The 11,917-nt window shown below is 55.8% G+C and carries 13 protein-coding genes; 2 read left to right on the top strand and 11 right to left on the bottom strand.

The features are described from left to right. Nucleotides 1–121 precede the first annotated feature (121 nt). The 4 genes from yfeX to HV352_RS06625 form a co-directional block, all read right to left on the bottom strand. Nucleotides 122–1,021 carry a porphyrinogen peroxidase gene (gene yfeX, locus HV352_RS06640; RefSeq protein WP_016153939.1) on the bottom strand — a complete coding sequence of 300 codons (900 nt, stop codon included), beginning with the start codon at nt 1,019–1,021 and terminating at the stop codon, nt 122–124. A gap of 94 nt (nt 1,022–1,115) precedes the next feature. Further along, nucleotides 1,116–1,691: an RpoE-regulated lipoprotein gene (locus tag HV352_RS06635; RefSeq protein WP_016157097.1), complete on the bottom strand. Its 576-nt coding sequence runs from the start codon at nt 1,689–1,691 to the stop codon at nt 1,116–1,118. Between the two features lie 59 nt (nt 1,692–1,750). Beyond that, nucleotides 1,751–2,200 (bottom strand): DUF2919 domain-containing protein, encoded by a 450-nt coding sequence (locus tag HV352_RS06630; protein ID WP_016157098.1) that lies wholly within the window; start codon nt 2,198–2,200, stop codon nt 1,751–1,753. Further along, a complete protein-coding gene (locus HV352_RS06625) occupies nt 2,187–2,612 on the bottom strand; it encodes a GNAT family acetyltransferase (RefSeq protein ID WP_003038048.1) in 426 nt (141 codons plus the stop codon). The genes HV352_RS06630 and HV352_RS06625 overlap by 14 nt, the downstream gene beginning before the upstream one ends. A gap of 211 nt (nt 2,613–2,823) precedes the next feature. On the opposite strand from HV352_RS06625, the gene amiA reads away from it, so the two are divergent. Both amiA and hemF read left to right on the top strand, forming a co-directional pair. Beyond that, nucleotides 2,824–3,693: an N-acetylmuramoyl-L-alanine amidase AmiA gene (gene amiA, locus HV352_RS06620; protein ID WP_016153942.1), complete on the top strand. Its 870-nt coding sequence runs from the start codon at nt 2,824–2,826 to the stop codon at nt 3,691–3,693. Nucleotides 3,694–3,695: 2 nt separating this feature from the next. Beyond that, nucleotides 3,696–4,595 carry an oxygen-dependent coproporphyrinogen oxidase gene (gene hemF / locus HV352_RS06615; RefSeq protein WP_016157099.1) on the top strand — a complete coding sequence of 300 codons (900 nt, stop codon included), beginning with the start codon at nt 3,696–3,698 and terminating at the stop codon, nt 4,593–4,595. Nucleotides 4,596–4,662: 67 nt separating this feature from the next. Here hemF and eutR read toward each other — a convergent pair whose 3' ends face one another. Genes eutR through eutH form a run of 7 tightly spaced genes read right to left on the bottom strand, consistent with a single transcriptional unit; the run spans nt 4,663 to nt 11,897 of the window. Continuing rightward, complete coding sequence (gene eutR / locus HV352_RS06610; RefSeq protein ID WP_019077354.1) at nt 4,663–5,715, bottom strand: HTH-type transcriptional regulator EutR; 1,053 nt, start codon at nt 5,713–5,715, stop codon at nt 4,663–4,665. A 48-nt stretch (nt 5,716–5,763) separates the two neighbouring features. Then, nucleotides 5,764–6,294, bottom strand: coding sequence for an ethanolamine utilization microcompartment protein EutK (gene eutK, locus HV352_RS06605; RefSeq protein WP_016157100.1), 531 nt, complete (start codon nt 6,292–6,294; stop codon nt 5,764–5,766). 11 nt (nt 6,295–6,305) lie between these two features. Next, nucleotides 6,306–6,965, bottom strand: a complete 660-nt coding sequence (gene eutL, locus HV352_RS06600; protein ID WP_016153946.1) for an ethanolamine utilization microcompartment protein EutL — start codon at nt 6,963–6,965, stop codon at nt 6,306–6,308. A gap of 9 nt (nt 6,966–6,974) precedes the next feature. Beyond that, nucleotides 6,975–7,871 carry an ethanolamine ammonia-lyase subunit EutC gene (eutC, locus tag HV352_RS06595; protein WP_016153947.1) on the bottom strand — a complete coding sequence of 299 codons (897 nt, stop codon included), beginning with the start codon at nt 7,869–7,871 and terminating at the stop codon, nt 6,975–6,977. Nucleotides 7,872–7,891: 20 nt separating this feature from the next. Beyond that, nucleotides 7,892–9,253 (bottom strand): ethanolamine ammonia-lyase subunit alpha, encoded by a 1,362-nt coding sequence (eutB, locus tag HV352_RS06590; protein ID WP_003038029.1) that lies wholly within the window; start codon nt 9,251–9,253, stop codon nt 7,892–7,894. 11 nt (nt 9,254–9,264) lie between these two features. Then, the gene (eutA, locus tag HV352_RS06585; RefSeq protein ID WP_016153949.1) at nt 9,265–10,668 is read right to left on the bottom strand and encodes an ethanolamine ammonia-lyase reactivating factor EutA; all 1,404 of its coding nucleotides are present in this window, start codon (nt 10,666–10,668) and stop codon (nt 9,265–9,267) included. Continuing rightward, the gene (gene eutH, locus HV352_RS06580) at nt 10,665–11,897 is read right to left on the bottom strand and encodes an ethanolamine utilization protein EutH (RefSeq protein WP_016153950.1); all 1,233 of its coding nucleotides are present in this window, start codon (nt 11,895–11,897) and stop codon (nt 10,665–10,667) included. Before eutH ends, eutA begins: the two co-directional genes overlap by 4 nt. Between the last annotated feature and the right edge of the window lie 20 nt (nt 11,898–11,917).

The raw sequence follows: 11,917 nt of genomic DNA, 5'->3' as shown, positions 1-11,917 counted from the left end.
AGGTGATTTTTCAGGATGAGCGTCAACGCGAGTGCATCATCAGCATAGCGGACGTTGGGTGATTCGGGGGAGAGCTATATTGTGCCAGATGGCGGCATCAGCGCCATCTGGCATAAAAAAATCACAGGGCCAGCAAACGATCCAGCGATGGCGCGAAATAATAGCCGCCGGTCACCGGTTTAGTGAAGCGCAGCATCGCGTCGCGCTTGCCGTCAGTGTCGCCAAACATGCTCAGCAGTTGCTGCTCGATGTTGTGCAAACGGGCGCAATAGGCACAGAAATAGAGGCCGTGCGTACCGCTGGCGGTGCCGTATGGCAGGCTCTGGCGCACAATTTTCAGTCCTTTACCATCTTCTTTGAGATCGACGCGGCTCAGGTGAGAAGTAACCGGACGGTCATCACCGTCGATCTCTTCGTTGGCTTCCTTGGTACGCCCAATCATCATTTCCTGGTCATGAATGCTCATGCGGTTAAGCTGCTTCAGGTTATGTTCCCAACGCTGCACAAACACATAGCTGCCACCAGCATCCACGCCATCTTTAATAACCGCGACTTCACGGCGCGTTTCAACGCCTGCCGGGTTTTCCGTTCCGTCAACAAAGCCGCTGAGATCGCGCTCTTCAACCCAACGGAAACCGTGGATCTCTTCTTTGACTTCAATACAGTCGCCAAAGGCTTCCATTGCCGCCTGTGCAACGGAGAAATTCACGTCATGACGCAAAGAGAGAATATGAATCAGCACATCATACTGGGTGGCTGGCGCAAGACCTTTACCGTAAGGGATAAAGTCTTTTAACTCTTCTGCGCCAACGCCGCCGCTCAGTGTACGCCAGGTGTTGTTGCCAAAAGCAACAACCGCGCCCAGATGCGCATCCGGGAACTTCGCTTCAAAGGTCGCCAGCTTATCGGCGAAGGTTTTGCTGGCCCCACGCAGGGCCTCAACGTCGCCTTTAACATTGGCTTCAATCCAAATCGCCGCACGGCAATGTTCTGGCAAAATGCCACTCTGAACCTGAGACATTGTTCCTCCTGAAAAAAAAGATGCCACGACATCGTGGCATTGATAGGCGCTATTCTACCTGTTTTTTTAACAAGCCGATTTGTTCAGACGCAAATTAACGCCGCCAGATAATTTTGCTTACTTTCCATGCTTTCAACGTATCGTCAGACGGCATTAAGCCCTCAGGCCCGCTCCACTCACCGGAAAAGACGTAGCTAATATGTTGACTTCCCTCAGCTTTGCATTCAACGCCCGCGCTGTCATCGCCAGTCGCCTTCTGACAATTACCAAAGGCTTTAGTGTAAAGGTCGCTAAACGGTGTACCGATTTCGACACCCGCAGAAGAGGGAATATCGCTGTCGACTACATCAATACGGCTAATCGTTCCCTGATTGCCATTGATGACCATCGCCAGCTTGTCATCTTTCATCGCTTCATAAAAGCGCACCACATTACCGTTATCGGTCTTCATCCCGCTACGCAGGCGGTAATCACCGTCCAGCGCATCAGCAATGTTTTTTTCATCCAGCGGGGTTGCGCCAGTCAACGCTCCGACGCCCTGCTCAGTGACCTGCGTTGAAGAACCAAACCAGTTCCACGGATTGGCGGCAGACCAGTTCACCGATGACAACGTTGAACACCCGGTCAATAGCAGCGGCATCGCGCATAAAGTCAAACGCAGTGATTTCATTTCACTTCCTTCCTTATTTATCAACGTTGCTTGGAGTCCGGTTTCGCCAAAAAGTGCCGTTATTCTTTCTCGAGGGAAAAACAGGCGCGCAGACGTTGATTAGTTAACAGCCAGATCAGCGCAACGACATCCGCCACCAGCAGCGCCAGCCCGACGCCGTTGACCGGATCGCCTGCCAGCCACATCACCGGCTGCCAGCACAGTAGCACCAGTTGAGCGAGGATCAGTAATCCTCGCAGCCAGCGCCATACCACCGGAAACGCAAAGCGTCGCCCGCTGAGTAAAAATGCCAATACCGCAGGAACGCCGGGAAGCAAACCCAGCCAGAAAGCGTCGTGATCGGGATAAAACAGATTCAGCAGCGTGTTGCCCTGCTCGCGGGAAGAACCGGCAATCACAAACAGAACCCAGGTGCGCGCCTGCAGCAGCAGCACGCACCAGAAGAGAAAAGGCAGGCGCAGACGCCCATGAGCGTCATAGTCGGCCGGATGAAACTCAGTACTCTTCATCTTCGATCAAACGCTTGCCCAGATTGAGTACATCCGCATGTTCATAGCCCAGACGTTCATACATACCCTGTACGACGTCATTATCGTCACGCACCATGATTTGAATCTTCGGACAACCGCGAGCAATGAGCTTTTTCTCCAGCCGGTTGAGCAGCGCATTGGCAATGCCGCGACCGCGAAACTCAGGATGCACGCCCAGGTAATAGGCCGAGCCGCGATGCCCGTCATATCCGCCCATCACCGTACCGACCACCTCGCCATTCACTTCAGCGACCAGGAACAAGCTGACGTCATGATTGACTTTACGCTCAATGTCCATTTCAGGGTCGTTCCATGGACGCAGCAAATCACAGCGCTCCCAGAGGGTGATCACCTCTTCGAAATCTTCCTGGCGAAAAACGCGTATTTCCATGGTATTGGGTACCTTTTCAGGACGTTAAAAAGCGATTATGGCGCGAACGGCTGATTTAGCCAATATCTGACGCGAAGCGGCGGAAAAAATGGCATAATACGGAATTGTCACGTATTGAAATGAAAAGTAAAACAATTCTTATCCCGATCCGTCGCAACGGACAACGCGATACGATATAACGTTTAGAACCTTTTTTTACAACTCAGGCCGTATGAGCACTTTTAAACCACTAAAAACACTCACATCGCGCCGCCAGGTGTTGAAAGCCGGGCTGGCCGCCCTAACGCTGTCAGGCATGTCGCAAGCCATCGCTAAAGAAGAAGCGCTTAAGACCAGCAATGGACACAGCAAACCGAAAGCGAAAAAAGCCGGCGCTAAGCGCGTTGTTGTCCTTGATCCGGGTCACGGAGGGATTGATACCGGCGCAATTGGTCGCAATGGGTCGAAGGAAAAGCACGTGGTACTGGCGATTGCCAAAAACGTGCGCTCGATTCTACGCAACCAGGGGATTGATGCGCGCCTGACGCGCTCCGGCGATACATTTATTCCGCTTTACGATCGCGTCGAGATCGCACATAAGCATGGCGCGGACCTGTTCATGTCGATCCACGCCGATGGTTTTACCAATCCGAGCGCTGCAGGTGCGTCGGTCTTTGCGTTGTCCAATCGCGGTGCCAGTAGCGCCATGGCGAAGTATCTGTCCGATCGTGAAAACCGGGCCGATGAAGTGGCCGGGAAGAAGACCACCGATAAAGACCATTTGCTGCAGCAGGTGCTGTTCGATCTGGTGCAAACGGATACCATTAAAAACAGCCTGACGTTAGGCTCGCATATTCTCAAGAAGATCAAGCCGGTACACCGTCTTCACAGCCGCAGCACGGAACAAGCCGCCTTCGTGGTGCTAAAATCACCATCAATTCCGTCGGTACTGGTCGAAACCTCGTTCATTACCAACCCGGAAGAAGAACGTCTGCTGGGTACGGCGGCATTTCGCCAGAAAATCGCCACCGCTATCGCCAATGGCATCATCAGCTATTTCCACTGGTTTGATAACCAGAAAGCACACTCGAAGAAACGTTAACCATGAAGCCCGATGCACAGCGCGTAAAACAGTTCCTGCTCAGCCTGCAAGATGATATTTGCCAGCAGTTATCCGCCGTAGACGGCGCCGAGTTTGTTGAGGATAACTGGCAACGTGAAGCAGGCGGTGGCGGGCGCAGCCGGGTGCTGCGTAACGGCGGTATTTTCGAGCAAGCGGGCGTCAACTTCTCCCACGTTCACGGCGAGGCAATGCCGGCCTCGGCTACCGCCCATCGCCCCGAGCTTGCGGGACGCAGCTTTGAGGCCATGGGCGTCTCGCTGGTGGTACATCCGCAGAATCCCTACATTCCGACCAGTCATGCCAACGTGCGATTTTTTATCGCGGAAAAACCGGGCACTGACCCGGTCTGGTGGTTTGGCGGCGGCTTTGACTTAACGCCCTACTACGGCTTTGATGAGGATGCGGTTCACTGGCACCGCACGGCGCGAGATCTGTGCCAGCCGTTCGGCGAAGACGTTTATCCCCGTTACAAGAAGTGGTGCGATGACTACTTCTTCCTCAAGCATCGCAACGAACAGCGCGGCATTGGCGGGCTGTTTTTCGATGATTTGAATACGCCGGATTTCGACCACAGCTTCGCCTTTATGCAGGCGGTAGGTCAAGGCTATACCGAAGCGTATCTGCCCATCGTTGAGCGCCGCAAAGCAATGAGCTGGGGCGAACGTGAACGCAATTTTCAGCTTTACCGTCGCGGACGCTATGTGGAATTTAACCTGGTGTGGGATCGCGGCACGTTATTCGGTCTGCAGACCGGCGGCCGTACGGAATCGATTCTGATGTCGATGCCGCCGCTGGTGCGCTGGGAGTATGACTGGCAGCCGGAAGCGAACAGCCCGGAAGCCGCCCTTAGCGCGTTTATTCAGGTTCGCGACTGGGTGTAACCCCAGACAATACCAGCCCCCAGGCCGGATAAAACGCATTTGCGTCACATCCGGCACATTCATCGCATCATGCCCACTGGCGCATGCGCTGATGCAGCGTCAATGAAGGTTTTTCCGCAAACAGCTGCTGGTAGTCAGTGGCAAACTGCCCTAAATGCCAGAACCCCCACTGCATGGCGGCGTCTTTCACCGTCGTACTCTGCGACCACGGGCTTATCAGCTCGCGACGTACGGCGTTCAGGCGAATGCGTTTTAACCAGGCATTCGGACCGATACCAAGGATCGCGTGAAAGGCGTTTTGCAACGTCCGGCGGCTGACGTGCAGTTGATTACACAGATCGAGCACAGTCAGCGGTTCTGACATATTTTCCAGCACATATTCCCGCGCACGCGACAGCAGGCGACGATAGCTCTGATGGCTGATGCTCTCAGCCGTGATAATCGGCTGCGCCTCCTCCAACATAGTGCCCATCGCCAGCAGCAGGTTATCGCCCAGCACTTTGCGTACCGCAGGTTGATGGAGGTTTTCCGGATTTTCGCTAAACGTCGCCAGCGCCTGCTGCACAAAGCCCCATAACGCGGCTTTGTGTTGTTCTTTCACTTCCAGCGCCGACTGGTTGCGCAGCATATGCAGCACTCTTTCCGGGTTATGCAGGAAGTTGGCCTGACGGGCAATCGCCTCTTCCGAAATGACGACACCCAGAATGGTGTAATCATCCGGCGTACTCAGTTCAAACTCTGTCCCGCCAGGGCGGGTGGCAATTTCAGCGTTCCCCAGACACTGGGTGCCAATAAATCCCTGTTCGCCGCGCGTGGCCGGAATACCAAACCAGAAAGAATTCGGCCAGACAAGACACGACTGACGCAACGCCAGTCCGGTGTATTCACGGAACACCTGAATATCATCGAGCAGGATTTCCGTGAACTCGCCATGAAATTTTCCCGGATGCAACTGGTCGTAGATCTGCTGCCATGCGGTAATCGTCAGCGCATGCTCATACACATCCGTTGTTCGCCGCTGGTGAACGTTGTCCACCTCCACTTTCGGCGTAAGTTTAACGTCTTCGGGTAATGCTTCATGATAAAGATGGTGCAGGTTTGCAGTACGGTTCTTTTTCATGATCTTTTAAGCCGGAAGCTTCAACGAAGCCCCCGGCCCTCCGACAGGTTAATTTTTTAAGCGATAGCGACTACTGCGTTTACGCAACGCTCCGTCAGAAAAGAGCTGTTCCAGCGCCTTTCTGGCTTCATCAAGTGACCAGCCAAAGTGGGCAGCCACTTCCCCTGCCGTCATTCCTTGACGGACCGATGCCAACAGCGTCAGAAGTTGATCAGAGGATTCAGGCGTCAACGGGGCGTCCTGCGTCTTCTGCGTTTTTACATCTGTTTTCACTTCTGGCTTCTGTTCTGGTTTCTTCGGCTGGCGCTTAAAACCGCCGATCAGCCACTGGGTATCATCGTCCGGTCGGCCGATTTCCTTACGGCTGATAACACGGCCTGTACGCGCAGCAGCGGCGCTACCGGCATCCAGCGCTGCGCGGCACGCCGCCAGATCGCCTTCCACCACCAGCGTCAACCGGCCAGGATCGAGCACTTCGTGGCTAAGCAGGCGCACGTTCGCGGCTTTCAGCATGGCATCCGCCGCATCCACGGCAGCGACCATGCCATCCACTTCCAGTAATCCCAGTGCATTGATCATCACAACCTCTCTTACGCGCGCTGGATTGGGTTACGGGCAATATCCAGAACGGCATCGGCAAAGGCGTTACATGCAGCTTTACAAGCAGCCTGGCTACCGGTCATAAACGCAGCCGAATAGTTGGTTTCTGACGGCGGCGGAACGTAAGTCACCAGTTGTACATCAGCCGATTTCAGCGCAGCATCAATACCAAATGTCGCTTCCAGCGGCGGCGCCACCAGATACGCCATCGGATCGCCAAGCCGGCATCCTGCGGTCGCCGAGAGATACGAGCCGGTACGCGAAACCACATGCGCCAGGAAGGCGGTATCTTCTGCGTCATTCGCCCACTGAAACGCCGCGCCGCTTTCAATATTGGCTACCATCGCGTCCAGACCTGCGCGAACTTCTGCCGGGTTGGGTCCACCGAGCATAATCAGCACTTCACCCGAAGTTGGAGAGGGACTGTGCGCCGCGCCGGCATACAGCGAGCGGCCATAAACCACTTCCACCATTGCCTGTTTTGTCGCTTCGTCTGCGGCAATATACGCCACGTCATCAGAATCTGCTGTGATGAGTCCGAGGCTACGTATATGTGGCGGTAATTTAAGTTCACGGGCAAAACCGTCATTTACCGAGGCAATCACGCGCATTGCGGTGACTGAAGGTCTAATCAAATCTAATGCTGGCATGATGCCTCCTTAACGGGTCATATTGATGCCGGATGCTTTTTGCTCCAGCATGCGCTTGGCCAAATCCACAATGACCGCCGCCGCTTCAACCGGTGGCGTACCGCCCTGGTGAATGTTCGAGATACAGGTACGGTCAGCTTCAACGGTCGTCGCCACACGCGGCGAATAGACGGCGTAGCAAGAAAGGCTTTCCGACTGGCCCAGGCCCGGACGTTCCCCAACCAGCAGGATCACCGCTTTCGCGCCCAGCAGTTCGCCGATCTGATCTTCGATTTTCACGCGACCATAGCGAACAAAGAACGGCGTCCCGACCTTCAATCCGGCCTGTTTTAAGCCAGACAACAGCGGCGGCAGAATCTCTTCGTAGTTAGCGGTGATAGCGTCCGTAGACAGGCCATCAGAGATAATCACCTGCACATCCGGGTTCATTACACACTGTGATTTCAGCGCTTCAATGGCTTCCGCACTCAGACGGCGCCCCAGATCCGGACGCGTCAGATACAGGTTTTTGTCACTGATTTCCGAGCGCACTTCCAGCAGCCCCTGGGCTTTTACCCACTCTTCCGGCACTTCTTTCAATACCGTATCTTTCGAACGCGAGTGGTCGGCCAGGAAGCGCAGCAGCGCCTGGGTACGCGGACGTGGACCGGCTCGACCGGTACATACACGCGCCGCAGTGCTGCGACGCAGTTCAGTCAACACCTCTGCGCGGTGCGGATTCTCAACGCCAATCCACGCTTTAGCCTCGGCTGAGCCTAAATCCATCGCACAGCTTTCACCGGTCGGCGCGGCGCACTGGGTGGTGCTGCATTGCGCTTGTACTGCCGGCGCTTGCGCCTGCGGCTGCGACTCACCCATTGACGCCATCACGCTGCGTACAATTTCTTCAATCTGTTTTTGATCCATCGTGTGTCATCCCCGCGTCATCAGAAGAACAGTGACGGATCGCCCGCCCGTTTGGTCAGGCGACCGTTTGCCATAATGCCCATGGTTTCCAGCCAGCGTTCAAACTCCGGCGACGGACGCAGGTTCAGCAGCTGGCGCACGGTCGCGGTGTCGTGGAAGGCGGTGGTCTGATAGTTGAGCATGATGTCGTCACCGAGCGGCATGCCCATGATGTAGTTGCAGCCTGCGGTGGCGAGCAGAATCATCAGGTTTTCGTTGAGGTTCTGGTCAGCATCAGCATGGTTGGTATAGCAGCAGTCGCAGCCCATTGAGATGCCGCTCAGCTTGCCCATAAAGTGATCTTCCAGACCCGCGCGAATAATCTGACGGTCGTTATAGAGATACTCCGGCCCGATAAAGCCGACAACGGTGTTCACCAGGAACGGATCGTAGTGACGCGCCAGACCGTAGTTACGTGCTTCCATCGTCACCTGATCGGCGCCGAAGTTAGCGCCAGCAGAAAGCGCAGACCCTTGTCCGGTTTCGAAGTACAGGCAGTTTTCCCCGGCGATACGGTTAAACTCAGCGCCCACTGCACGCGCTTCATCCAGCATGGCCAGCTCAACGCCAAACTCTTTTAAGCCTTTCTCGCTGCCGCAGATACTCTGGAAAATCAGCCCGCCCGGCGCGCCGCGACGAATGGCTTCGATCTGGGTAGTAACGTGCGCCAGGACGCAGCCCTGGGTCGGGATATTGAATTTGTCGATGACGCCGTACACGGTATCAAGTACGCGGCTTAAGTTTTCCACGTCATCTGTTACCGGGTTAACGCCAATCACCGCATCGCCCGCCCCGAAGGACAGCCCTTCGTAGATTTGTGCCGCAATACTCTGCACGTCATCACGGGTGTCGTTCGGCTGTAAACGACAGCTGAAGGTGCCCGGCAGACCAATGGTGGTGTTGGCCTTTTTGATCACCGGCATTTTCTTACCGCCGTAGATCAGGTCCGCGTTAGAGCAGATTTTTGCTACCGCTGCGACCACTTCCGACGTTAATCCTTTGCGCGTAAACGCAATGTCATCAACGGAGGTTTCATCGCTCAGCACGTACTCGCGCAGCTCGCTGATACTCCAGTTTTTGATGCGGTTATAGGCCGTTTCGTTGACGTCGTCCTGAATCAGACGCGTCACGCAGTCCTCTTCATAGGAAATCACCGGGTTGTTGCGGATATCCGCTACCGTCATTTCCGACAGCACCTGTTTGGCCGCCACTCGCTCTTGCGAACTGGTTGCAGCTACCCCTGCCAGCACATCCCCCGAACGCAGTTCGTTGGCTTTTGCCAGCACCTCTTTAACATCCTTAAACTGATAAACATTGCCGAACAATGTGGTCTTTAGTTTCATAAGTCGTTCCCTCAGGAAGGAAATGCGAGTGATTTCACCGTCACCGGCACAACCGATCCGCCAAAAAGAGGCGTACCAATGTCGATATAGTCCCCCGCCCGGACAACCACCTCATCGATGACTGCCAGCGGGTGTTGCTGTAACTGTGGGCGTAACAGCATGCCCAGGGCTTTACCAAAATCCTGCTCGGCTACCACCAGCAGGGGATGCGGATTCGGATGGCGTGCGACAAAGGCCAGTAGCGCATCAATAACCGTTAACAGCGCGGCGTAGCGCACCGGCAGCGAACCGGGCAGCGCCAGCACGTAAGCGTCTGTTTGCGGGTCCAGATCGAGCTGCATCAGTGCTTGTTGCCAGGCGGCCACCAAATCAGCCTCATCAACCGGAATCGCCACCGGCAGATTGCGCAGCGGAAGCGCCACACCTTCCAGCCAGATGGTGCTGCCCGAAAGCGACAGCGTATGCGCACCGGCGCCAATCACCGTGGCGCGCACGGTTTGCGCCGGGAACTGCACGTTCATCTCACGCAGGCGCGGATGTTCATGCAGCGCCGTCGCTAACAGCGGCCCAATATCGGAAAAACAGAATGGATCGGCAGGCTGGTTGCGGTAGCACTCGCCCACCCCGCCGGACAACGTAATCACTTCCGGCTTCACACCCGTCGGCAACAGACCGGTTTGCATCAGCGCCTGCGCCAGCGGTGACAGCGTGCCGTCAATCACCTCAACGATCAGCGCCGCCATCCGTCGAGCCACCTGAACAAGCTGCGCCGCATTAAGGGTTCGGGCGTCGGTGCCTGGACCAAATACGTCATCAACAATCATCTGTCCTGGCTGATGCGCATGCACCACCCGCCCCTGACCGTCCGTTTCCAGCAGTCGTCCGCCGACGTTCAGGCAGGCCGAACCGCTGACTTTTCCGGCATCGAACAGGACGTAGTTCGACGTCCCGCCACCGATGTCGATATTCAGTACGCGGCACAACTTCTGCTCTGACAGGGTTTGAGCCCCTGCGCCGTGACCGGCAATCACTGATTCCAGATGCGGACCGGCGCTGGCAACCACGAAGTCCCCCAGCGACTGAGAGAGCGTCATCACCGCTGGTCGCGCGTTGCGGGTTTTGGCACTTTCTCCGGTGATGATGATCGCGCCGGAATCGACGGTCTCAGGCGCAATTCCCGCCGCCTGATACTGGGCGAGGATCAGCGCCTTAAGTTCGGCCTCTTTCAACCCGCCCTGCTTATCAACGGGGGTAAAGAACACCGGGCTTTGCCAGCTAATTTCGCGTTTGATGAATTCGTAACGCGGCACCTGCGACACTGCCGCACGGTTGACCAGCTCAAGGCGTGAGAAGATCACCTGAGTGGTGGTGGTGCCGATATCGATACCGACGCTGAGTAGCTGGCGAGTATTCACGATTGCGCCTCCGGGTTGGTTTCTGCTGGTGCCGGAACATCTTCGTCTTTCGGTACCAACAGCATAGCCACACCAATCGCCGTCACGCCGCCAATCAGCTTGCCGACAATCATTGGGAAGATCATCGCGTTCATGTTGGCCGCGGCGAAACCTAAGTGGTCACCCAGTGCGAAGGCTGCGGAGACCGCAAAAGCGCAGTTGATCACTTTGCCGCGGGTATCCATATTCTTCATCATGCCAAACATTGGGATGTTGTTCGCCAGCGTCGCCACCATGCCCGCAGCCGCGATATTATTGATTTTTAACAGGTTACCGACGCTCATCAGCGGCTTTTCAAACCAGCGGGTCAGCAGCAGTACCATTGGGTACGCACCCAGCAGCACGCAGGAGATAGAACCGATAACTTCGATGGCGCGCATCACTTCACCCGGCTTGTCACCCGGTGCCATGAAGATAGGATCAAGACCCGGAATCAGTTCCCAGCCGAGCAGGAATTTGATTACCGCTGCCGCCAGACCGATGGTGATCAGCGCCACCAGGAATTTCGCGAAGATCTGGAAGCCGTTGATCATTTTTTCCGGGATGAATTTCAGTCCCAGCGCCACCAGCACGGCAACGATCAGCACCGGGATCATGTTCATCAGGATTAGCGCGAAGGTGAACTCCACCGGCTGCCCGTTGATTTCGACACCGGAGTACATCGCGATCAAACCACCCGCAATACAGCCAATCGGAATGGTGACGATCCCCGCCAGCACGCCCAGCGCCAGATAACGACGGTCGGACGGCTCAATAATCCCCAGCGCAACCGGAATAGAGAAGACCAGCGTCGGCCCCATCATCGCCCCGAGGATCAGGCCAGAGTACAGCCACGCCGCAACGTCGCCGCCCGCCAGTTCTTTCGCCAGGAAGAAGCCGCCCATATCGCACGCCAGCAGCGTTCCGGCAAACATCGACGGGTTCGCGCCCAACATTTCGTACAGTGGAATAATCACCGGCCCGAGCACATGCGCCAGTACCGGTGCCAGCGCGGTCATACCGACCATCGCCAGACCCAGCGCGCCCATCGCCATAAAACCTTCTTCAAACTGGCCGCCCGATCCCTCAATACTCTTCCCGAACTTACCGAGGAAGCGTGCCGAACCGCCGAACTGCGACAGGATCCTGTCCACGGCGGCAATCAGCATAAAGAACATCATGATGTACATGATGATTTCGTTAATTCCCATAACCTTCACTCCCTGTCATA

Source organism: Citrobacter sp. RHBSTW-01044 (assembly GCF_013781945.1).
Lineage (GTDB): Bacteria > Pseudomonadota > Gammaproteobacteria > Enterobacterales > Enterobacteriaceae > Citrobacter > Citrobacter braakii.
The sequence above is the reverse complement of the archived record's forward strand: the minus strand, read 5'-3'. Positions and strand labels throughout refer to the sequence as shown.